Raw genomic sequence first — 22,048 nt, forward strand, 5'->3', positions numbered from 1 at the left:
CTCCAGCCGGGCGGGGCCGGCGTCCGCCTGCCGCTGCCGTGCTCGCGCGGCGCCGTTTCCCGTCCCGCGTCCGGTTGTCCGGCAGTGGTGCGGCCCCGGCGTGCTTCCTGCCCTGGGTTCAGCCACTTCGCGTGCTGTCCGCTGGGCAGTGCCCCGGCGTGCTTCCTGCCCCGCGTTCAGCCACTCCGCGTGCTGTCCGTTCGCCCCGGACCGTTGCCCGTCGGGCGCCGGGCGTCCATGTCGCCCGCCCGGCCCGCGCGCACCCTTCCCAGGCGATCGCCCCGGCTATACCTCCGCGCCCCCCGTCTCGCCCGCCTCCCCGTTCTCCGCCACCGCCCGGAGCATCCGTTCCGCCTCCCCGGTGCGCAGGGCCGCCGGCTCGTCGTCGGCGTCCGCGTAGGCGTCCAGCACCGTACGCGCGCGGGCGCGGGAGTGGTCGGGGCGGCCCAGGTCGGCCTCCAGCCAGCCTGCGGCGAGTTCGGCGCCGGTGCGGGCGTGGAGGGCGGCCGGGCCGAGGGAGGTGAAGACCTGGATGGCCCGGGTGACCTGGGCGAGGGCGGCCTCGAAGCCGGGCTCGATCGGCGTGTCGTCGTCGTTGGCGGCGCGGGCCAGGAGGTCACCGAACTGGCGGTGGGTGTGGCCCAGTTCGAGGGCCAGCTGTCGGCGGGCCTCGTCATCAGGGGCCGTGTCCATGGCCGTCGCGCACTCCTGGACCCCCTGCTCCATCAGCTCCCCGGCGAAGGCCCGCGAGTCGTCGTCGCGCAAGGCGAGCCACGCGCGGGCGCGCAGGGAGCGGACCAGGCCGTGGACATCGCCCAGGGAGCGCCACAGCTCGCCCGCGCGTGCGTACGCCTGGTCGGCCTCGGCGGGCATCCCGGCGGCCCCGAGGGACTCGGCGGCGAGATGGGCGAGCGTGGCGTGGTCCTGCTGCTCGGGCCACTGGCGGGCGAGGTCGGCCGCCTGGAGCCGCCGCTCGGCCGCCGCGCGGTGCTCGCCCAGTTCACTGAGCGCGTCGCCGAGCCACCACTGGGTCTGGACGACCGCCCCGTCGCCGTGCGTCTCGGCACTCAGGTCGGTGAGCGCCGACTCCAGCACCTCCGCGGCCTCCGCCCAGCGCCCCAGAGGCAGCAGGAAGCCGCCTAGCAGCTGCCGCGCCCAGGCACCCAGCTCCGGTCCCTCGCCCGCCTCGTCGGCCCAGTGCGCGGCCTCCAGGGCGTGCTCGGCGGCCTCGGCGGGCCGTCCGGTGCCGCCCAGCACCTCGGCCAGCTGGAGGTTCAGCCGGGCCCGGCCGGGCGGCTCCAGATACGCCCCGCCGTGCTCCAGGGCCGCCCGCAACGCCCGCTCCGCCCCGGCCACGTCGCCGAGGTGATGGGCGATCCCGGCCAGCCGGGCCTCGTACTCCACGGCGAACCACGGCAACCCGGCGGCCACGAACCCGGCCGCCGCCCGCTCGAACAGCTCCCCGGCGCGCGCCACGCCCTCGCCGTGCGCCGCCAGCTCGGCCAGCATGGCGGTCGCCTCGGCGGCCCGCGCGGCGAGCCGTACGTCGTCCCCGGCCCGCCCCTCCACCAGCGCCAGCACCTCGCGCACGGCGGCCTCGGCCACGTCCAGGGCGCCCCGCTCGACCTCGCCGTCGGCCTCGTGCACGCGCCGCATCAGGATGCGCGCCCGCGCCATCACGACCGACACGGTCTGCCGTACGCCGGTGCCGTCCTCGGCGTACAGCGCGAGCACCTCGTCGTACGGGCCCGCGACCGCCGCCAGCGCCTCCTCGACACGCCCGGAGAGGGCCTGTACGTACGCCGCACGCGCGCGTGCGGCCAGTGACTCGCCGGGGTCACCCGCCTCGGTGTAGTACGCGGCGGCCCGCTCGAAGAACTCCAGGCCCTCCGGGCCCAGCTCCATCGCGCGGTGGTCGGCGATCTCCGCGCGGTCGCGGGCGGCCAGCTCGGTGCCCTCGGCGGCCCGCGCGACCGCCGCCCATGCCTCCACGGCGTGCGGCTGGAGGGTGTCCGACTGGCGCCGCGCCTCGGCCAGCAGCACGGACAGCTCCGGCTCGGCGGCCTCCGGCGCCGGGGTGGGCGGGGCGGTGGGCGTGGCCGCCGTGCGTATGGAGCGCACGCCCAGCGGCAGCCGGTCCGTCAGGGGGCGCTGGTCCATCCGCGCGCGGGCCCGCTCACTCACGTACGCCGTGCCATTGCGCGCGTCGAAGCGGGCGCTCAGTGCGAGCGCCTCCGCGCGGGCGTGGGTGGCCAGCTCGCGCGCGGTCCAGTCGCGTCCGGCGGGGCCCGGCACCGGCCGGTCGCCCAGGCCGAGACCGGTCAGCCGCTCCATGAGGAGGGTCACCACGCTCAGGAAGTCCAGCCGGCTGCGCGGATGCCCGCTGTCGGTGAAGTACGCCGGACGCTCGGCGATCAGCTCCAGCGCGCGTGCCTCGTTCCCGGTCAGCGCGCAGAACTCCACATGGTCCGCGTACGCGCCCCGCATGCTCTCCATGGACCGCACCATGCGGAAGCCCCGCAGATGGTGTGCGCGGGCGTCGTCGACCCGGCCGAGCCGCAGCAACGGCAGCAGGGACGAGGCCAGCGCGGTGTGCGGCTCGTGCGCGCATGTGTACTCGCCCTCAAGGACCGGCTCCCACAGGCCGAGCGCCTCCGTGTCCCGGCCGCGCTCCGCCTGCCACCAGCCCTGCCCGTGCAGCTCGCAGGCGTGGCAGTCCGCCATGTCGTCCCGGTCCGCCGCCAGCCACGCCGTGTACGCCCGCTCGGCCCGTGCCACATCGCCCACGTGCGCGGCGACGCTGAACTCCGCGCTGCGCACCGCCCGTTCCGAGTGCCCGGCCAGCCGGTAGCGGTGCTCCATCTCGCCGAGCCACTTCTCGATCGAGGCGAGCGGGATGTGCGGCTGGTCCAGCATGCCCGCCGACATCCACTTGAAGACCCAGTGCAGCGAGTGTGTCTCGTACGCGTCGAAGTCCTCGGGCCGCTCGTCCCACATGCGCAGCAAGCGCGCGAAGGGGACGAACATCTTGTCCTTCTCGGAGCTGTAGTTGTAGACCTTCAGCTGGTGGCCGAGCGCCTCGATCACGGCGAGCGGGATGTCCAGCTTCTCGGCCTCCGCGAGCAGCTGCTCCGCGCGGGCGTTGCGGGCCGGGCCCTCCGGCCGCTCGGAGTTCTCCGCCATCGCGTGGCGCAGCGAGTCGAAGTCGGTGATCTCACTCATCAGTGACCGTTCCCGGTGAAGTCGGAGTCGGGGCCGCCGGAATCGGGACCGTCCGGGCTTGAGCCGTGGCCGTCGGGGCCCGAGCCACGGCCACCGGGGTCTGAGCCACGGGCGTCGGAGCTTGAGCCGTGGCCGTCGGGGCTTGAGCCCTGGTCACTGGGGCCCGAGCCGCGGCCACCGGGTTCTGAGCCTTGGCCATCGGAGCCTGAGCCACGGTCGCCGTGTCCCGAGCCGTGGCCGCCGGAGCCCGAGCCACGGCCGTCGGAGCCCGAGCCACGGCCGTCGGACCCCTCGCCACGCCCGTCGGAGCCTGAGCCACGGTCGCCGCGTGCCGAGCCGTGGCCGCCGTGACCTGAGGCCTGGCCACCGGAGCCAGAGCCGGGCCCGCCCGGGCCCGAGCCGTGGCCGTCGGAGCCCCCGCCCGCGCCCAGGCCCTCGGAACCGGTGGCGCCCGTGGCGCCCGCGCTCTCGCCGTGCGTGGCCCACTCCAGCAGGCCGATGAAGGCGCGGTTCAGCAGCGCGGAGTCCGCCGGGCGCAAGGGGCGCTGCGCCATCAGCAGCGCCTGCCCGTACAGCGACTCGGTGGCCGTGCCGATCAGCTCCCGGTCGGGCAGCGAACTGATCCGCCGGATCAGCGGGTTGAGATGGTTGAGCACCAGCCTCGCGCGCGGGGCACTGCCGCGCAGCGAGCCGAGAATGCCCGCCCACAGATCGTCGGCCTGCGCCTCGGCCTCCGCGCGAGCCTGCTCGTGCCGCGCCTGCCGGTCGTCCAGGTGCAGCGCGGGCACCGACAGCGGATGGAACGCGCGGAGCACGACATCGCAGCCCAGCGGGTCCAGGGCCGCCCGCGCGGCGCCCAGAAAGCCCGACAGGGCGAGTTCCTCGGCCGGGTCCACGGCGTCCAGATGGGCGGTCACCGTGTCGGCGTCCAGCTCCGCCACCGACGAACCGGGCCGCACCGACGGCAGCGCCTCCACCAGCTCGCTGTCGTACGTGTAACCGCCGTTGACGACCCCGATGCCCTGCGCCGAGGCGATCGGCGCGACCTGCCGGAACTCCTCGACCGTACGGGTGAAGTGCACCACGGGGTGGCGCTGCGCGAACTCCTCCAGGGACAGCTGCCCGTCCGTCGTCTCGAACGGCAGCCACGGCAGCATCGTGCGCAGCATGTCCTTGTCGTGCCGCGCGAGCGACTTCACGCCCAGATGGTGCACCGACAGGAACGCCGCGAGCCGCTGCGGGTCACCGGCCGCGAGCGCCGTCAGCCAGGAGCGGATCCGCTCGCCCAGCGCCTCGCGCACGGCGGCCAGCGTCTCGTCCTCGTACAGCGCCTCGCGCGAGGCCGTCGGCCGCAGACTGTCCGTGTCCAGGACGCAGCGCACGAAGAACGCCCAGTCGGGCAGCAGCTGTTCGGCACGCTCGGTCAGCAGCATGCCCTTGAGGTGCACCCGGTGCCGGGCCCGCTGCGCCGGGCTGACCGCGGACGGCAGCACGTACGCCACCCCGCGGATCCCGGCCAGGGGCACGCTCAGGTCGATCGAGTCCAGCGGCGTGAACCCGAACAGCTCGTGGCAGTGCCGGGCCAGCGCCACCCGCCGGGTCGCGGGCGACGGATACGGGCGGTCCCAGGGCGCCGGCAGATCGGTGACCTCCTCGGCGCCGACCCGCACGTCGTAGGGCAGCAGCGAGCCGAAGTCCCGGGCCAGCTCCAGGACCCGCTCCTCGGCCAGCCACTCGCCCGCGCCCGCGCGTGCCACCAGGTGCACGGTGGTGCCGGGTTCGGGCCGGGCCTCGTCCGGCAGGGTCCGCACGGTGTACGAGCCGTCGTCGGCCGCCGTCCACTCCACCGGACGGGAATCCGGCTCGCGGGCGCTGCGGCTGACCACGCGGATCTTCTCGGCGACCACGAAACACGCCAGTAGCCCGATGCCGAACTGCCCGAGGAAGTCCGAGCGGGCCTCCTGGAGCCCCTCGGCCCGCTTGGAGCTGCGCCCGATGGTGGCCAGCAGGGTGTGCACATCCGACTCGGTGAGCCCGACGCCGGAGTCCTCCACGCGCAGGGCGCCGCCCTCGGCGTACAGCCGCACCCGGGCGGGCGCGTCGGGCTGCTCGGCCCGCCGGGCGGTGATCGCGTCGACCGCGTTCTGGAGCAGTTCGCGCAGGTAGACCCGGGGGCTGGAGTAGAGGTGATGGGAGAGCAGGTCCACCAGACCACGCAGGTCGACCTGGAACGTATGGGGTGGGTGGGGAGGCTGAGGAGCCTGGGATGACTGTGAGGTCTGGGAATCCATCGTCGCTGCGCCGGTGGGGGGTTTCGCGGCGGCGCGGGGTCGGGCGGCCCCGTGTGAGGTGACCGCGGAACGGGCGGAACGGACGGGCGGTGCGGACGGGCAAACGCTGACCAGCCGGGCGGGGATGGCCTGGGGCCGGTCATCCTAGGGCCCGAACCAGCCGTCTGACCAGGGGTTTCCTCAGACGTATACGGCATTGTCAGTGGTGTGGTGTGCAATGGATCTCGTGCCCGCACTGGAAGAACCACTGAAAAAGGTGCTCGGCCCCGCCACCGCCAAGGTGATGGCCGAGCATCTCGGCCTGCACACGGTCGGCGACCTCCTCCACCACTATCCGCGCAGATACGAGGAGCGTGGCCAGCTCACCCACCTCGCCGATCTGCCGATGGACGAGCATGTCACGGTGGTGGCCCAGGTCGCCGACGCCCGGCTGCACACCTTCGCCTCGGCGCGCGCGCCACGCGGCAAGGGCCAGCGCCTGGAGGTCACCATCACCGACGGCAGCGGCCGGCTCCAACTGGTGTTCTTCGGCAACGGCGTGCACAAACCGCACAAGGACCTCCTGCCCGGCACCCGCGCGATGTTCGCCGGAAAGGTCTCCCTCTTCAACCGCAGACTCCAACTGGCCCATCCGGCCTACGAACTCCTCGGCGGCGAGGTGGCGGAGGCCGAGGAGTCCGTCGAGTCCTGGGCGGGCGCCCTCATCCCGCTCTACCCCGCCACCGCCAAGCTGGAGTCCTGGAAGATCGGCAAGGCCGTCCAGACCGTCCTGCCGCGCGCCCAGGAGGCCGTCGACCCGCTCCCCGGCTCCCTGCGCGAGGGCCGCGGGCTGGTCTCCCTGCCCGAGGCCCTGCTCAAGATCCACCGCCCGCACACCAAGGCCGACATCGAGGACGCCCGCGACCGGCTCAAGTGGGACGAGGCGTTCGTCCTCCAGGTCGCCCTCGCCCGCCGCCGCCACGGCGACGCCCTGCTCCCGGCCGTCCCGCGCGCCCCCCGCCCCGACGGACTGCTCACCGCCTTCGACGCCCGGCTCCCCTTCACTCTCACCGAGGGCCAGCGGAAGGTCACCGCCGAGATCTTCACCGATCTGGCCACGGACCATCCGATGCACCGTCTGCTCCAGGGCGAGGTCGGCTCCGGAAAGACGATGGTCGCCCTGCGCGCGATGCTCGCCGTCGTCGACTCCGGCGGTCAGGCCGCCCTGCTCGCGCCCACCGAGGTGCTGGCCCAGCAGCATCACCGCTCGGTGGTCGAGATGATGGGCGAGCTGGCCGAGGGCGGGATGCTCGGCGGCGCCGAGCACTCCACCAAGGTCGTGCTGCTCACCGGGTCCATGGGCGCGGCGGCCCGCCGCCACGCCCTGCTCGACCTGGCCACCGGCGAGGCCGGGATCGTGATCGGCACCCACGCGCTGATCGAGGACAAGGTGCAGTTCCACGACCTGGGGCTGGTCGTCGTGGACGAACAGCACCGCTTCGGTGTCGAGCAGCGTGACGCCCTGCGCGGCAAGGGCAAGCAGCCGCCCCATCTGCTGGTCATGACGGCCACGCCGATCCCGCGGACCGTCGCCATGACCGTCTTCGGCGACCTGGAGACCTCCGTCCTCGACCAGCTCCCGGCCGGCCGCTCACCCATCGCCAGCCATGTCGTCCCCGCCGCCGACAAGCCCCACTTCCTGGCGCGCGCCTGGGAGCGCGTGCGCGAGGAGGTGTCCAACGGCCATCAGGCGTACGTCGTCTGCCCCCGCATCGGCGACGAGGAGGACGACCCCAAGAAGCCCCCCAGGGCGGCGAAAGCCAACCCGGGCGACCCCAACGTCCCGAAGAAATCCGCCACAGCGGCGAAGTCCCCCGAGGACGACGCCGAGAAGCGCCCCCCGCTCGCCGTCCTCGACATCGCCGGCCGGCTCGCCAAGGGCCCCCTGTCCGGCCTCAAGGTCGAGGTGCTGCACGGCCGGATGCCGCCCGACGACAAGGACGCCGTCATGCGCCGCTTCGCCGCCGGGGACACGGACGTCCTGGTCGCCACGACCGTCATCGAGGTCGGGGTCAACGTCCCCAACGCCACCGCCATGGTGATCATGGACGCTGACCGCTTCGGCGTCTCCCAGCTCCACCAGCTGCGCGGCCGGGTCGGGCGCGGCTCCGCCCCCGGCCTGTGCCTGCTGGTCACCGAGATGCCCGAGGCGAGCCCCGCCCGCCAGCGACTCAACGCCGTCGCGGCCACCCTCGACGGCTTCGAACTGTCCCGCATCGACCTCGAACAGCGCCGCGAGGGCGATGTCCTCGGCCAGGCCCAGTCCGGCGCCCGTTCCAGCCTGCGCGTCCTCGCGGTCATCGAGGACGAGGAGATCATCGCGGAGGCGAGGGAGGAGGCGACGAGACTGGTGGCCGCCGACCCGGACCTCACCGGCCTCCCGGGCCTGCGCACGGCCCTGGACGCCCTCCTGGACGAGGAAAGAGAGCAGTACCTCGAAAAGGGCTGAGCGGCAGCCCCTCCTTGAATCCCGGGCTCTCATCTGAATTCCGGGCTCTCAGAGGCGGGGGAACCGGGCAGTCATGGCCGGCCACGATCCGCAGCGGCCGACCGACCGGCCACGACTCGACCGGCCGCCCGGCCACGCCCCCGCCCGGCCACGCCCCCGACCCCGACCAGCCGACCGCGCCCAGGCACCCCTCACCCCCGCCTGCGACACTGAACCGGAAGCCGCTGACCCAGCCGGAAGCCGCCCACCAGAAGGACCCCACATGACCCGCGTGATCGCCGGCACAGCCGGCGGACGCCGCCTGACCGTCCCCCCGGGCACCGGCACGCGCCCCACCTCCGACCGTGCGCGCGAGGCCCTCTTCTCCACCTGGCAGTCCCTGCTGGGCGGCCCGCTGGACGGCGAGCGGGTGCTCGACCTGTACGCCGGTTCCGGAGCCGTGGGCCTGGAGGCGCTGTCCCGCGGCGCCGGCCACACCCTCCTGGTGGAGGCCGACGCCCGCGCGGCCAGGATCGTCCGGGAGAACGCGAAGAGCCTCGGCCTGCCCGGCGCCGAGGTCCGCGCGGGCAAGGCCGAGCAGATCATCCGGTCCGCGCCCGGGACCCCGTACGACCTGGTGTTTCTTGATCCGCCGTACGCCGTGACGGACGACGATCTTCGGGAGATTCTGCTCACACTCCGCGCTGGGGGCTGGCTCGCGGGGGAAGCCCTCGTCACCGTGGAGCGCAGCACCAGAGGCGGGGATTTCCGGTGGCCGGACGGTTTCGCAGCCCTCCGGTCCCGTCGCTACGGCGAAGGAACCTTTTGGTACGGACGCGCCGCCTCGACAAGTCCAGACACACGATGACCGGACCTGAGAGCGAGGGATCACAAGTGCGCCGCGCCGTCTGTCCCGGGTCATTCGACCCGATCACCAATGGACATCTCGACATCATCGCCCGGGCGTCCCGTCTGTACGACGAGGTCTATGTCGCGGTGATGATCAACAAGTCCAAGAAGGGCCTGTTCGAGATCGAGGAGCGGATCGACATGATCCGCGAGGTCACCGCCGAGTACGGCAACGTACGCGTGGAGGCGTTCCACGGCCTGCTCGTCGACTTCTGCAAGCAGCGCGACATCCCTGCCATCGTCAAGGGCCTGCGCGCGGTCAGCGACTTCGACTACGAACTCCAGATGGCCCAGATGAACAACGGCCTGTCGGGCGTCGAGACCCTCTTCGTGCCCACCAACCCCACCTACTCCTTCCTGTCGTCCTCCCTGGTCAAGGAGGTCGCGACCTGGGGCGGCGATGTCTCCCACCTGGTCCCGCCGCTGGTCCTCGAAGCACTCGCAGCCCGGCTGAAGCGGGACTGAGCCACCCACCCGGCGCGACCCGGCCACCGCCCGGTCAGGGGCCCGCCCCCGGAACCGGTGTCCCCCGGCGGTCCCAGGGCCGTACAGTCGTCCCGTCGGTCTCCAACACAGCTGTAGAGAATGGCGAGCACACGGTGGACGTGCAGAAGAAGCTCGACGAGATCGTCGCCACGGTCTCCGGCGCCCGGTCGATGCCCATGTCGGCCTCGTGCGTGATCAACCGCGCGGAGCTGCTCTCGCTGCTGGAAGAGGTCCGCGGGGCGCTGCCCGGATCCCTCGCCCAGGCGCAGGAGCTGATCGGCGGGCGCGAGCAGCTGGTCGAGCAGGCCCGTCAGGAGGCCGACCGGATCATCCAGGGCGCGCACGCCGAGCGGGGCTCGCTGATCTCCGACACCGAGGTCGCCCGCCGCTCCCAGAGCGAGGCCGACCGCATCCTCGCCGAGGCCCGCGCCGAAGCCGAGGAGATCCGCGCGGAGGCGGACGAATACGTCGACTCCAAGCTCGCCAACTTCGAGGTCGTCCTCAACAAGACCCTCGGCTCGGTCGGCCGGGGCCGCGAGAAGCTCCTCGGCACCGGTCCGGGCCTGGACGACCAGGGCTACGAGGACGCGGACGCCCCCGAGCGCAGCCATGACCCCGAGACCCTGCGCCGCAGCGCCGACCAGTACGTCGACGTCAAGCTCGGCGCGTTCGAGGCGGTCCTCGCCAAGACGCTGGAGGCGGTCGGACGCGGCCGTCAGAAGCTGCACGGGCGGCTCGCCTCCGACGACCTCAGCGCGCTCGCCGACGACCTCAGCACCGTCCAGCACTCCAGCGACGCCGACTACCTCGCCGGCCTCGCGGCGCTCCCCGACACCCCGGCCCCCCGCGCCGCCGCGCCGGTCCCCCCCGCCGCCCCCGTCGCCCCGCCCCAGCCCGCGCAGCCCCCCGCCGCCGAGCCCGCCTACGCCACCGCCTACCAGCAGCAGCCCGACCCCTACGCGGGCTACCAGCAGGGCTACGACCCCCAGCAGGACCCGTACGGCTATCAGCAGCCCGACCCGTACGCGGCGGCGTACCAGGGCTACGACCCGCAGCAGACCCAGCCGGGCTACGAGCCGCACCAGGCACACCAGCAACCCCAGCAGCAGCCGCACCAGCAACCCCAGCAGCAGCCTCAGCAGGCGCCGCAGCAGGGGTACGCGCTCGACGAGACCAGCCTCTTCGACACCAGCATGATCAGCGCCGAGCAGCTGCGCGCGTACGAGCAGGGCCGCGGCCTGTAGCGCACGCCGCCGCACCGGACGTACGGGCGGCAGGGGCGCGAGGTGCCCGCCGCCCGGGGTGCGACGTACCGGATTGGGCCCTCAGCGAAAGGTCCAGTATCCTGGCTCTTCGGTCGTGTGTATGTCCGCGATCAGCGCTGCCCAGGAACACCGGCGGGCGGCGTTTCCTTCTTGGCTCGCAGATCGAAAGCAGGAATGGCTCTGAACGCCCGCCTCGACCACCGCAACCCCCTCGTGTTCGACACGCACGAGCTGGGCCGGCGGCCCGGTGCGCTCCAGCGCCTGACCCGCACGGTCGACGCCCCCAAGGACCTCGGTCTCCAGGGCGTTGTCGCGGTGCCGGAAGGCATCCCGGTGGAGCTGACGCTCCGCCTGGAGTCGGTCATGGAAGGGGTGCTCGTCACAGGCACCGCCCGTGCCCGTGCCGAGGGGGAGTGCGTAAGGTGTCTGGAGCCGCTGGAGCTGCCGCTCGAAGCGGAGTTCCAGGAGATGTTCTCGTACCCTGACGCCGACGACCGGGGCCGCGTGATCGCGGAACCGGGCGACGACGCCGAGGACGACGAGGACAGGCTCTTCATCGAGGACGGCCTGTTCGACCTCGAACCCGTGCTGCGCGATGCGGTGGTGCTCGCACTGCCGATGCAGCCGGTGTGCCGGGAAGACTGTCCGGGCCTGTGCTCCCAGTGCGGGGCGCGGCTCGCGGACGACCCGGACCACCATCACGACGCCGTCGACATCCGTTGGGCGGCATTGCAGGGAATCGCCGATTCACTCGAAGACGGCGATCAGGACACGTTGAGCGGCGCCGATGCGGGCGTCGACGAGAAGCAGGAGAAGTAGCCGTGGCTGTTCCGAAGCGGAAGATGTCGCGCAGCAACACGCGCCACCGCCGGTCGCAGTGGAAGGCTGCGGTCCCCACCCTGGTTGCGTGCGAGCGCTGCCACGAGCCCAAGCAGCAGCACATCGCGTGCCCGTCGTGCGGCACCTACAACAAGCGCCAGGTCCTAGAGGTCTGAGCGGCTGGTGAGAGGCACTGTGTCCACGCCAAAGAAGGCGGATGACGCCAACCCGGACCCAAAGGCCCGGAAATCGGCGGACCACCAGTCCTCGTCCCACGCACTTCTGGAAGGGCGGCTCGGCTACCACGTCGAGTCCGCCCTTCTGGTGCGTGCGCTGACCCATCGCTCGTACGCGTACGAGAACGGCGGTCTGCCCACGAACGAGCGCCTGGAGTTCCTCGGGGACTCCGTGCTCGGCCTCGTCGTGACGGACACGCTGTATCGCACCCACCCCGATCTGCCCGAGGGACAGCTGGCCAAGCTGCGGGCCGCGGTGGTCAACTCGCGTGCGCTGGCCGGGGTCGGCCGCGGTCTCGACCTGGGCGCCTTCATCCGGCTCGGCCGTGGTGAAGAGGGCACGGGCGGCCGGGACAAGGCGTCCATCCTCGCCGACACCCTGGAAGCGGTGATCGGCGCGGTCTATCTCGACCGGGGCCTCGACGTGGCGTCCGAGCTGGTGCACCGCCTGTTCGACCCGCTGATCGAGAAGTCCTCCAACCTCGGAGCCGGCCTGGACTGGAAGACATCCCTCCAGGAGCTGACCGCGACCGAGGGGCTCGGCGTGCCCGAGTACCTGGTCACGGAGACCGGACCCGACCACGAGAAGACCTTCACCGCTGCCGCCCGCGTCGGAGGCGTCTCGTACGGCACCGGCACCGGCCGCAGCAAGAAGGAGGCGGAGCAGCAGGCCGCCGAGTCCGCCTGGCGCTCCATCCGCGCCGCTGCGGACGAACGCGCCGAGGCGGCGGAAGCCAAGGCCGCGGAAGCGGAGGCGACCCGTCCGGAGGGCGACCGGGACGCCGACGGCGACCGGGCGTCCGACGCCGAGCGGGTTGCCGACGGCGACCAGACGTCCGACGCAGGCCGGGTCTCCGACGGGGATCAGGTTTCCGACGGGGATCAGATCTCCGACGGGGACCAGGTTTCTCCTGGGGACCAGGCGCCCGGCATCGAGCTGGTTCCCGATGGCGGCCGGGTTTCCGACGGGGACCAGGCCCCCCGGGGAAGCCGGACGTCCGAGGGCGACCAGGTGTCGTCCAACGGCGAAGCGTCCGCCTCCGCCTGACACACACCAGCACGACCCGAGCGCCCTCCCCTCCGTCCGGGGTGGGCGCTCGGGCCGTCGCGACCCGGGACCGCACCGGCCCCGGCCGGCCCCCGACGGGAGATCCGATGCCCGAACTGCCCGAGGTCGAAGTCGTACGACGTGGTCTGGAACGGTGGGTCGCGCATCGCACCGTCGCCGACGCCGAGGTGCTGCACCCGCGTGCGGTGCGCCGCCATCTCGCCGGCGGCGAGGACTTCGGGCACCGGCTCAAGGGGCATCGCATCGGGGTGGCGAGCAGGCGCGGCAAGTATCTGTGGCTGCCGCTGGAGGACAGCCACCAGGCGGTGCTCGCGCACCTCGGGATGAGCGGCCAGCTGCTGGTCCAGCCGCACGCCGCGCCCGACGAGAAGCACCTCAGGATCCGGGTCCGCTTCGCCGACGCCCTCGACACCGAGCTGCGCTTCGTCGACCAGCGCACCTTCGGCGGGCTCTCGCTGCACGACACCGACACCGACGGGCTGCCCGACGTCATCGCGCACATCGCCCGCGATCCCCTCGACCCGCTCTTCGAGGACGAGGCGTTCCACCAGGCGCTGCGCCGCAAGCGGACCACCATCAAACGCGCCCTGCTCGACCAGTCCCTGATCAGCGGCGTCGGCAACATCTACGCCGACGAGGCGCTGTGGCGCTCCCGGCTGCACTACGAACGCCCGACGGCCGGCTTCACCCGCCCGCGCACCACCGAACTCCTCGGCCATGTCCGGGACGTGATGAACGAGGCCCTCGCGGTCGGCGGCACCAGCTTCGACAGCCTCTACGTCAACGTCAACGGCGAGTCGGGCTACTTCGACCGCTCGCTCGACGCGTACGGCCGCGAGGGACTGCCGTGCAGGCGCTGCGGTACGCCGATCCGGCGACGCGCGTGGATGAACCGGTCGAGCTACTTCTGCCCGACCTGCCAGCGGCCACCGCGCGTCCCCTCGTGATCAGGTTTGCCGCTGCTCGTCGTACCGGCGCCGGGCCGCGAGGACGTCGTCCATGCTGTCCTGCACACACGCGATCAGGGTCAGCAGCCGCTCGGTGACGCGGCGGCCGAGCGGGGTCAGCTCGTAATCCACCCGGGGCGGGTTGGTGGGCTGGGCCTCGCGGTGCACCAGGCCGTCGCGCTCCAGGGCGTGCAGGGTCTGGGACAGCATCTTCTCGCTGACGCCATCGATGCGGCGGCGCAGTTCGTTGAAACGCAGCGAGCCGTCGTACAGCGCGCCCAGGGTGAGCCCGCCCCAGCGGCCGGTGACATGCTCCAGCGTGCGACGCGAGGGACAGACCTTGGCGAACACGTTGTACGGGAGGTCCCGCTCGTCGGCGCGTTCCTGTGGGGTGTCCATGGCCGCGAGCGTACGGGAGGGAAGCGCTGATCGGCAGAGTGCGCTAACTGGGAGTTAGTACCCGAAGTCCTGTGTCCACCACGGGCCGCCCGAGCCGAACTGGACGCCCACGCCGAGCGTGGTGAAGTCGCAGTTCAGGATGTTGGCGCGGTGGCCGTCGCTGTTCATCCAGGCGTCCATGACGGCGGCGGCGTCGGCCTGGCCGCGGGCTATGTTCTCGCCGCCGAGGTCGGATATCCCGGCCGCCGCGGCCCGGTCCCAGGGCGAGGCGCCGTCGGGGTCGGTGTGGTCGAAGAAGCCGCGGGCGGCCATGTCCTCGCTGAAGTCCTGGGCCAGCCCCGACAGCGCGCTGTTCGCGGCGACCGGGCTGCACCCGACCTTGGCCCGCTCGGCGTTGACCAGCCGCACCACCTCGGCGGCGGCAGCGGTCTCCTCGGACACGTTGGCCGGGACGGAGGGCTGATCCGGGGACGCGGGCGGCGGGGCGGCCGGTGCCTTCGGGGCCGTACGGCTCGGCGCCGGGGTGGCGGGCTTCGTGGTCGGGGGTGGCGGGGCGGCATTCGAGGGGGTTTTCGAAGAGGTTTTCGATGGGGTGGTGGCCGGGTTCGTCGGCTGGGGCGACTGCTGCTCGGGCGTCTTCTTCGCGGGCGCGCCGGGGGCGGCCGAGGTGCCGGTCGGGGAGGGCGAGGGCGTGGGGGAGGTGGAGCGCTGGGTGGCGTCGCTGGTGGCGCCGGGTTCGCCGCTCTCGGCGCTGCCGGAGGTGCCGCCCTGGGCACTGGGCGTGCCGGTGGGGCTGTCGGCGGCCTCGATCCTGTCGCCGCTGCCGCCGCCGATGCGGTAGTTCTCGGTGCCGGGCAGTACCCCGGTGGCGACCGCGACCGTACCGAGGGCGACCGCGGCGGAGACGCCGAGCAGCCCGGTGCGGACCGGGCGTGAGCCCTTCTTCCTGGCCCGGCGGCGTGAGCCGGCGCCCTGCTCACCGACGCCCGCGAGGGCGATGGACCCGCCGGTGCCGGCGAGGGGGGTGGACCCGTCGGGGCCCGCGAAAGGTCCGGACCCGGCAGTGCCGACAGTGTCGCCAGTGCCGTCGGTGCCGCTCGTGCCCCGGTGGTCGTCGTCCGTCGCGAACAGATAGGCCTCGCTGCGGGCCGTGGTCTCGGCGTACGCCTCCGGGTTCAGATAGGGCGCGATGCCTCTGGCCGCGCGACCGCCCCCGTACGAGTCCTGCGGGTCGTGGTTCCCCGTGGCGGAACCCTGCGGTACGACCCCCGTGGCGCGGTCCCTGGCGGCGCGTCCGGCGGCGGAGCGTCGGTGGCGTCCCATGTCCTGGCCTTCCTCGTGCGTGCGGCCCATTCGTCCTTCGTGGCGAATGAAACTCACTCGATCGAGTGAGTTTCATATGAGATTCACTGCGTCGGGACGGTACCGCATGGTGCTGAACACGGAAGTGTCCTGAGTGACATCGCGCGGTTAGGTTGCAGGCATGAGCGAGGATGTGCGGCTGGTGGCCTGGGTGCGTGGGCAGGTACAAGGTGTGGGTTTCCGCTGGTTCACGCGGGCCAAGGCGCTGGAGATCGGGGGCCTGAGTGGTTTTGCTCTCAATTTGGCGGACGGCCGGGTGCAGGTGGTCGCCGAGGGGGCGCGGCCGGGCTGCGAAGGGCTCCTCGACTGGCTCCGCGCGGGCGACACGCCCGGCCGCGTGGACGGTGTGACCGAGATCTGGGACACACCTCGCGGGGGCTACGACGGCTTCGCGATCCGCTGATCCGGGGGTCGTACGGACCCCTGCGGCCCGGGCGGGGAAGGGATCCGGCGCTCGCCGTGCGGGGGAAAGCTCCTGGTGATTGCCGAGAAGCCCTTGCCCCGGCAGGCTCCGCACGGAAAAATGATCGCCACGCCCTGCGGGCCCGCAGGAGCCGCGGCGCCGCCCTCGTGGGCCGCGCGGCGCCGGGCCGCCCGCCAATACGGGGCGTGATCGTGTTGACCGTCAAACTTTTTGGTGAGACGCTGAAAGCCCCGCGCACCTTAGCTGTTTGGCATGGCAGAACAGCAGAGTCACCACTCGATGTGCCAGACACCGCGGGTGCGATTCCCTCACGACCCACACCTCTTCGGTCGGTCACTCAGTGTGGAGGACCATTCCCATGGCAAAGGCGCTTCTCGGTTACGTCGGCGGCTCCGACCCTCGACTCCTCGCCGAGATGCGACGGCTCCAGCAGCGTGTCCAGGACCTGGAATCCGAGCTGGTACGAATCCAGGCGGAGAACGACGCGCTTTCGGCTGCCGCTTCTCACCACGAGATCATGGAGAGCATCGACGCACACCAGGCGGAGCCTGCGCTCACCTGATCACTGCATCGCACCACGACACGCAGTGGCTGGGCAGCCCGTGAAACCCGCTTCAACCGCTAAGTTGTCAGAAGTCGCAAGGGACGCTTCGGCGTCCCTTCTTTCTTTCCCCCGCGCATCCTTTCAGGCTCTTTAACGTCTGGTGTGCCCTGCGCGTTCAGCGGCGAAACCGCGGGTTCGTGGAGTGAGACAACACCGGAAGGTAGAGTCCAGCGGCGTGCACCTCAAGGCCCTGACCCTCCGTGGGTTCAAGTCGTTCGCGTCGGCGACCACACTCCGGTTCGAGCCGGGCATCACGTGTGTCGTCGGACCCAACGGCTCGGGCAAGTCCAATGTGGTGGACGCGCTCAGCTGGGTCATGGGGGAGCAGGGCGCCAAGTCGCTGCGCGGCGGCAAGATGGAGGACGTCATCTTCGCCGGTACCACCGGCCGCCCGCCGCTCGGCCGCGCCGAGGTGTCGCTGACCATCGACAACTCGGATGGGGCGCTGCCCATCGAGTACGCCGAGGTCACCATCACGCGGATCATGTTCCGCAACGGGGGCAGCGAGTACCAGATCAACGGTGACACCTGCCGGCTGCTCGACATCCAGGAGCTGCTCTCCGACTCCGGTATCGGCCGCGAGATGCATGTCATCGTCGGCCAGGGCCAGCTCGACTCCGTACTGCACGCCGATCCGATGGGCCGCCGCGCGTTCATCGAGGAGGCGGCCGGTGTCCTCAAGCACCGCAAGCGCAAAGAGAAGGCGCTGCGCAAACTCGACGCGATGCAGGCCAACCTCGCGCGCGTGCAGGACCTCACCGATGAACTGCGCCGCCAGCTCAAGCCGCTCGGCCGGCAGGCCGCCGTCGCCCGCCGGGCCGCCGTCATCCAGGCCGATCTGCGCGACGCCCGGCTGCGGCTGCTCGCCGACGACCTGGTCACCCTGCGCGAGGCACTCAACGCCGAGGTCGCCGACGAGGCCGTGCTCAAGGAGCGCAAGGAGGCCGCCGAGCAGGAGCTGAGGAAGGCCCTCCAGCGCGAGGCCCTCCTGGAGGACGAGGTCCGCCGCCTCACCCCGCGCCTTCAGCGCGCCCAGCAGACCTGGTACGAACTCTCCCAGCTCGCCGAGCGGGTGCGCGGCACGATCTCGCTGGCCGACGCCCGCGTGACGTCCGCGACCTCCGTCCCGCCCGAGGAGCGGCGTGGCCGGGACCCCGAGGACATGGAGCGCGAGGCGCACCGGATCCGGGAGCAGGAGGCCGAGCTGGAGGCCGCCCTGGAAGCGGCTCAGCGCGCCCTTGACGACACCGTGGAGCACCGCGCCGACCTGGAGCGCGAACTGGCGCAGGAGGAACGCCGTCTGAAGGACGCCGCCCGTGCCATCGCCGACCGGCGCGAGGGTCTCGCCCGGCTCGGCGGCCAGGTCAACGCGGCCCGCTCCCGCGCCGCGTCCGCCCAGGCCGAGATCGACCGGCTCGCCGCCGCCCGTGACGAGGCGCGGGAGCGGGCGGTCGCCGCGCAGGAGGAGTACGAGACGCTGAAGGCCGAGGTCGACGGTCTCGACGCGGGCGACGCCGAACTCACCGACCGGCACGACACCGCCAAGGCGCGGTTCACCGAGGCCGACGCCGCGCTCACCGCCGCCCGCGAGGCCCTCACCGCCGCCGAACGCCGCCGTGCGGCGACGCAGGCCCGCCACGAGGCGCTGGCCCTGGGCCTGCGACGCAAGGACGGCACCGGCATACTGCTCCAGGCCCAGGGCCGCCTCACCGGAATCCTGGGTCCGGCGGCCCAGCTCCTGACCATCGCCCCCGGCCACGAGATCCCCCTGGCCGCGGCGTTCGGCATGGCGGCGGACGCGATCGCCGTGACGACCCCGACCGCAGCGGCCGACGCCATCCGCCTCCTACGCAAACAGGACGGCGGAAGAGCGACCCTGCTACTGACAGACGCCCCGGAACCCCCACCCACCTGCCCGACATGCGCCCCTGCACGGCGCACGGCCGCTCAGACCCCCAGGGACACCGGCGCAATCAACCCCAACGCACCCGCAGATGCCAGAGACCCCGCCCCCGCATACGGAAGCCCAGCCGACGGCACCTCGCAGGACACGGCCGAGCATCAAAGGGGCGCGGGGAACTGCGCGCCCAGCCACACCGCACCCGCGGACGCCCGACAACCCACCCCCACCCCCACCCCCACCCCCGACCCCACCCTCACCTTCGCCGCAGACCTGGTCCGAGGTCCCCACGACCTCATGCCCGCCGTCCGCCGCCTCCTGCACGGCATCACCGTGGTCGACACCCTCGAAGACGCCGAGGACCTGATCCGCCACCGCCCCGACCTCACCGCCGTCACCGCCGAAGGCGACACGCTCGGCGCCCACTTCGCGCACGGCGGCTCCGCCGGCGCCCCCAGCCTGCTGGAGGTGCAGGCGTCGGTCGACGAGGCCGCGGAACAGCTGGCGGACCTGGCCGTGCGCTGCGAGGCACTGACCGAGGCGCAGACGGCGGCGCAGCACCGGCGCAGGGCCTGCGCGGCCGAGGTCGAGGAACTGGGCGACCGGCGCCGGGCCGCCGAGCGGGAGAAGTCCTCCGTCGCCCAGCGGCTCGGCCGCCTCGCGGGCCAGGCCCGGGGCGCCGCCGGCGAGGCCGAGCGCAGTACGGCCGCCGCCGCCCGCGCCCAGGACGCCCTGGACAAGGCGCGCCAGGAGGTCGAGGAACTCGCCGAACGGCTCACCGTCGCCGAGGAGATGCCGGTCGACGAGGAGCCCGACACCGCCGTCCGCGACCGGCTCGCCGCCGACGGCGCCAACGCCCGCCAGACCGAGATGGAGGCCCGCCTCCAGGCCCGTACGCACGAGGAACGGGTCAAAGGGCTGGCCGGGCGGGCCGACGCCCTCTACCGGGCCGCCCGCGCGGAGCGCGACGCACGCGCGCGGGCCGAGCAGCGGCGGGCCCGGCTGCGCCACGAGGCGGCCGTCGCCGGGGCCGTCGCCTCCGGCGCCCGCCAGTTGCTGGCGCACGTCGAGGTCTCCCTGGCCCGCGCGGAGCAGGAACGTACCGCCGCCGAGGCCGCCAAGGCCCGCCGGGAACAGGAGCTGACCGCCGCGCGGGGCGCCGGCCGGGAACTCAAGGGCGAGCTGGACAAGCTGACGGACTCGGTGCACCGCGGCGAGGTGCTCGGCGCCGAGAAGCGGCTGCGGATCGAGCAGCTGGAGAGCAGGGCGCTGGAGGAGCTGGGCATCGAGCCCGCCGGGCTGGTCGAGGAGTACGGCCCGCACCAGTTGGTGCCGCCCTCCCCGCCGGCCGACGGCGAGGTGGTGCCCGAGGACCCGGCGCACCCCCGTCATCAGCAGAAGCCGTTCGCGCGCGCCGACCAGGAGAAGCGGCTCCGGGCCGCCGAGCGCGCGTACCAGCAGCTCGGCAAGGTGAACCCGCTCGCGCTGGAGGAGTTCGCCGCGTTGGAGGAACGCCACAAGTTCCTGAGTGAGCAGCTCGAAGACCTGAAGAAGACACGGGCCGATCTGCTCCAGGTGATCAAGGAGGTCGACGAGCGCGTCGAGCAGGTCTTCACCGAGGCGTACCGGGATACCGCACGGGAGTTCGAGGGTGTGTTCGGCAGGCTCTTCCCGGGTGGTGAGGGGCGGCTGATCCTGACCGATCCCGACAACATGCTCACCACCGGCGTCGATGTCGAGGCCCGGCCGCCCGGCAAGAAGGTCAAGCGGCTGTCGTTGCTCTCGGGCGGCGAGCGGTCGCTGACCGCCGTGGCGCTGCTGGTGTCGATCTTCAAGGCGCGGCCGAGCCCGTTCTATGTCATGGACGAGGTCGAGGCCGCGCTGGACGACACCAACCTCCAGCGGCTGATCCGGATCATGCAGGAGCTGCAAGAGGCGTCCCAGCTGATCGTCATCACCCACCAGAAGCGGACGATGGAGGTCGCCGACGCGTTGTACGGGGTCTCCATGCAGGGCGACGGCGTGTCGAAGGTGATCAGCCAGCGCCTGCGGTGACATCGACCGGCACGCCTCCCCTGGCCTCTCGTCACTCACCGTGTCCGCGCGGTGCCTCCGGGTGGTGAGCCGCCTGGACCTGTGCGCCACTGGAAGCACCAGCGGGTGGCCCAGGGACCCAGGGAGTTGAATGTGACCGACACAGCACAGGCGCCGCAGTCAGGAGCCGGGCCGGTTCGCCCCGAGCATCTCGGGCATGTCATCTTCATCGCCGCCGCCGCGGCGATGGGCGGCTTTCTCTTCGGCTACGACAGCTCCGTGATCAACGGTGCCGTCGAGGCCATCCGGGACCGCTACGACATCGGCTCCGCGGCACTGGCGCAGGTCATCGCCATCGCCCTGATCGGCTGTGCCATCGGCGCCGCGACGGCCGGCCGGATCGCCGACCGGATCGGCCGGATCCGCTGCATGCAGATCGCCTCCGTGCTGTTCACCATCAGCGCCGTCGGCTCCGCGCTGCCGTTCGCCCTGTACGACCTCGCCTTCTGGCGGATCATCGGCGGCTTCGCCATCGGCATGGCCTCCGTGATCGGCCCCGCCTACATCGCCGAGGTGTCGCCGCCCGCGTACCGGGGCCGCCTCGGCTCCTTCCAGCAGGCGGCGATCGTCATCGGCATCGCCGTCTCCCAGCTGGTCAACTGGGCGCTGCTGCACGCGGCCGGGGGCAATCAGCGCGGCAAGCTGATCGGCCTGGAGGTCTGGCAGGTGATGCTCGGGGTCATGGTCATCCCGGCCGTCCTGTACGGCCTGCTGTCCCTCGCCATCCCGGAGTCCCCGCGCTATCTGCTCTCGGTCGGCAAACGTGAACGCGCCCGGAAGATCCTCGCCGAGGTCGAGGGCGAACACGCCGGTCTCGACGCCCGGGTCGACGAGATCGAACAGGCCATGCGGCGCGAGCACAAGTCCACCTTCAAGGACCTGCTCGGCGGCTCTTTCCTCTTCCAGCGGATCGTCTGGATCGGCATCGGCCTGTCGGTCTTCCAGCAGTTCGTCGGCATCAACGTCGCCTTCTACTACTCCGCGACCCTGTGGCAGTCGGTCGGCATCGACCCGACGGAGTCGTTCTTCTACTCCTTCACCACCTCGATCGTGAACATCATCGGCACCGTGATCGCCATGATCTTCGTGGACCGCATCGGCCGCAGACCGCTCGCGCTCATCGGCTCCACCGGCATGGCCATCGCCCTCGCCCTGGAGGCCTGGGCCTTCTCCTACCACCTGGTCGACGGCAAGCTCCCGTCCACCCAGGGCACGGTCGCCCTGATCGCCGCCCATGTCTTCGTGCTCTTCTTCGCACTGTCCTGGGGTGTGGTCGTCTGGGTCTTCCTCGGCGAGATGTTCCCGAACAAGCTCCGCGCCGCCGCGCTCGGCGTGGCCGCCTCCGCCCAGTGGATCGCCAACTGGGCCATCACCGCGAGCTTCCCCTCACTGGCCGACTGGAACCTCTCCGCGACCTATGTGATCTACGCCTGCTTCGCCACCCTCTCCATCCCCTTCGTCCTGATCTTCGTGAAGGAGACCAAGGGCAAGGCGCTGGAGGAGATGGGCTGAGCCACGTAGGTCCTCACGCAGGGCCGGATGACTGACGGAATG

14 protein-coding genes and 2 pseudogenes are annotated in these 22,048 nt (G+C 72.3%); 12 read left to right on the top strand and 4 right to left on the bottom strand.

All coding sequences use genetic code 11. From position 1 onward, the window contains the following. Positions 1–285 precede the first annotated feature (285 nt). The gene (locus ACFXAZ_RS31375; RefSeq protein WP_384598039.1) at positions 286–3,222 is read right to left on the bottom strand and encodes a tetratricopeptide repeat protein; all 2,937 of its coding nucleotides are present in this window, start codon (positions 3,220–3,222) and stop codon (positions 286–288) included. A 464-nt stretch (positions 3,223–3,686) separates the two neighbouring features. Further along, positions 3,687–5,513, bottom strand: a pseudogene (locus tag ACFXAZ_RS31380) (HSP90 family protein); the annotation flags it as partial. Positions 5,514–5,730: 217 nt separating this feature from the next. Here ACFXAZ_RS31380 and recG point away from each other — a divergent pair. From recG to mutM, 8 genes and pseudogenes are all read left to right on the top strand, one after another. Then, a complete protein-coding gene (gene recG, locus ACFXAZ_RS31385) occupies positions 5,731–8,001 on the top strand; it encodes an ATP-dependent DNA helicase RecG (RefSeq protein ID WP_384598041.1) in 2,271 nt (756 codons plus the stop codon). A gap of 262 nt (positions 8,002–8,263) precedes the next feature. Further along, entirely contained in the window at positions 8,264–8,848 is a 585-nt protein-coding gene (gene rsmD, locus ACFXAZ_RS31390; protein WP_384598043.1) for a 16S rRNA (guanine(966)-N(2))-methyltransferase RsmD, read from the top strand. A gap of 26 nt (positions 8,849–8,874) precedes the next feature. Beyond that, complete coding sequence (gene coaD / locus ACFXAZ_RS31395; RefSeq protein ID WP_384598072.1) at positions 8,875–9,354, top strand: pantetheine-phosphate adenylyltransferase; 480 nt, start codon at positions 8,875–8,877, stop codon at positions 9,352–9,354. Positions 9,355–9,488: 134 nt separating this feature from the next. Then, a complete protein-coding gene (locus tag ACFXAZ_RS31400) occupies positions 9,489–10,619 on the top strand; it encodes a cell division initiation protein (protein WP_384598045.1) in 1,131 nt (376 codons plus the stop codon). Positions 10,620–10,814: 195 nt separating this feature from the next. Beyond that, on the top strand, positions 10,815–11,459 hold the full coding sequence (locus ACFXAZ_RS31405) for a YceD family protein (protein WP_384598047.1): 645 nt from the start codon (positions 10,815–10,817) through the stop codon (positions 11,457–11,459). A gap of 2 nt (positions 11,460–11,461) precedes the next feature. Beyond that, positions 11,462–11,635: a 50S ribosomal protein L32 gene (rpmF, locus tag ACFXAZ_RS31410; protein WP_003951102.1), complete on the top strand. Its 174-nt coding sequence runs from the start codon at positions 11,462–11,464 to the stop codon at positions 11,633–11,635. A 7-nt stretch (positions 11,636–11,642) separates the two neighbouring features. Next, positions 11,643–12,449, top strand: a pseudogene (gene rnc / locus ACFXAZ_RS31415) (ribonuclease III); the annotation flags it as partial. Positions 12,450–12,850: 401 nt separating this feature from the next. Next, entirely contained in the window at positions 12,851–13,711 is an 861-nt protein-coding gene (gene mutM, locus ACFXAZ_RS31420; RefSeq protein WP_384598049.1) for a bifunctional DNA-formamidopyrimidine glycosylase/DNA-(apurinic or apyrimidinic site) lyase, read from the top strand. Here mutM and ACFXAZ_RS31425 read toward each other — a convergent pair whose 3' ends face one another. Both ACFXAZ_RS31425 and ACFXAZ_RS31430 read right to left on the bottom strand, forming a co-directional pair. Further along, positions 13,712–14,110: a winged helix-turn-helix transcriptional regulator gene (locus ACFXAZ_RS31425; protein WP_384598051.1), complete on the bottom strand. Its 399-nt coding sequence runs from the start codon at positions 14,108–14,110 to the stop codon at positions 13,712–13,714. A gap of 54 nt (positions 14,111–14,164) precedes the next feature. Next, entirely contained in the window at positions 14,165–15,433 is a 1,269-nt protein-coding gene (locus ACFXAZ_RS31430; protein WP_384598053.1) for a CAP domain-containing protein, read from the bottom strand. Between the two features lie 160 nt (positions 15,434–15,593). Between ACFXAZ_RS31430 and ACFXAZ_RS31435 the strand changes: the two genes are divergently transcribed. The 4 genes from ACFXAZ_RS31435 to ACFXAZ_RS31450 all read left to right on the top strand — a co-directional run bounded on the left by ACFXAZ_RS31435 (position 15,594) and on the right by ACFXAZ_RS31450 (position 22,006). Then, positions 15,594–15,875 (top strand): acylphosphatase, encoded by a 282-nt coding sequence (locus ACFXAZ_RS31435; protein ID WP_382685201.1) that lies wholly within the window; start codon positions 15,594–15,596, stop codon positions 15,873–15,875. 379 nt (positions 15,876–16,254) lie between these two features. Then, a complete protein-coding gene (locus ACFXAZ_RS31440; RefSeq protein ID WP_355742418.1) occupies positions 16,255–16,458 on the top strand; it encodes a hypothetical protein in 204 nt (67 codons plus the stop codon). A 217-nt stretch (positions 16,459–16,675) separates the two neighbouring features. After that, positions 16,676–20,455: an AAA family ATPase gene (locus ACFXAZ_RS31445; RefSeq protein WP_384598056.1), complete on the top strand. Its 3,780-nt coding sequence runs from the start codon at positions 16,676–16,678 to the stop codon at positions 20,453–20,455. A 132-nt stretch (positions 20,456–20,587) separates the two neighbouring features. Continuing rightward, positions 20,588–22,006, top strand: a complete 1,419-nt coding sequence (locus ACFXAZ_RS31450) for a sugar porter family MFS transporter (RefSeq protein WP_384598058.1) — start codon at positions 20,588–20,590, stop codon at positions 22,004–22,006. Positions 22,007–22,048 lie beyond the last annotated feature (42 nt).

This window comes from Streptomyces sp. NPDC059477 (assembly GCF_042749375.1).
In the GTDB taxonomy this organism is placed as follows: Bacteria; Actinomycetota; Actinomycetes; order Streptomycetales; family Streptomycetaceae; genus Streptomyces.

Excerpts from the sequence above, each read along its gene's own strand:
- mutM (WP_384598049.1), top strand. The coding sequence starts at position 12,851 with ATGCCCGAACTGCCCGAGGTCGAAGTCGTACGACGTGGTCTGGAACGG.
- recG (WP_384598041.1), top strand. The coding sequence starts at position 5,731 with ATGGATCTCGTGCCCGCACTGGAAGAACCACTGAAAAAGGTGCTCGGC.
- ACFXAZ_RS31375 (WP_384598039.1), bottom strand. The coding sequence starts at position 3,222 with ATGAGTGAGATCACCGACTTCGACTCGCTGCGCCACGCGATGGCGGAG.
- ACFXAZ_RS31405 (WP_384598047.1), top strand. The coding sequence starts at position 10,815 with ATGGCTCTGAACGCCCGCCTCGACCACCGCAACCCCCTCGTGTTCGAC.
- ACFXAZ_RS31430 (WP_384598053.1), bottom strand. The coding sequence starts at position 15,433 with ATGGGACGCCACCGACGCTCCGCCGCCGGACGCGCCGCCAGGGACCGC.
- ACFXAZ_RS31435 (WP_382685201.1), top strand. The coding sequence starts at position 15,594 with ATGAGCGAGGATGTGCGGCTGGTGGCCTGGGTGCGTGGGCAGGTACAA.
- rsmD (WP_384598043.1), top strand. The coding sequence starts at position 8,264 with ATGACCCGCGTGATCGCCGGCACAGCCGGCGGACGCCGCCTGACCGTC.
- ACFXAZ_RS31425 (WP_384598051.1), bottom strand. The coding sequence starts at position 14,110 with ATGGACACCCCACAGGAACGCGCCGACGAGCGGGACCTCCCGTACAAC.
- ACFXAZ_RS31440 (WP_355742418.1), top strand. The coding sequence starts at position 16,255 with ATGGCAAAGGCGCTTCTCGGTTACGTCGGCGGCTCCGACCCTCGACTC.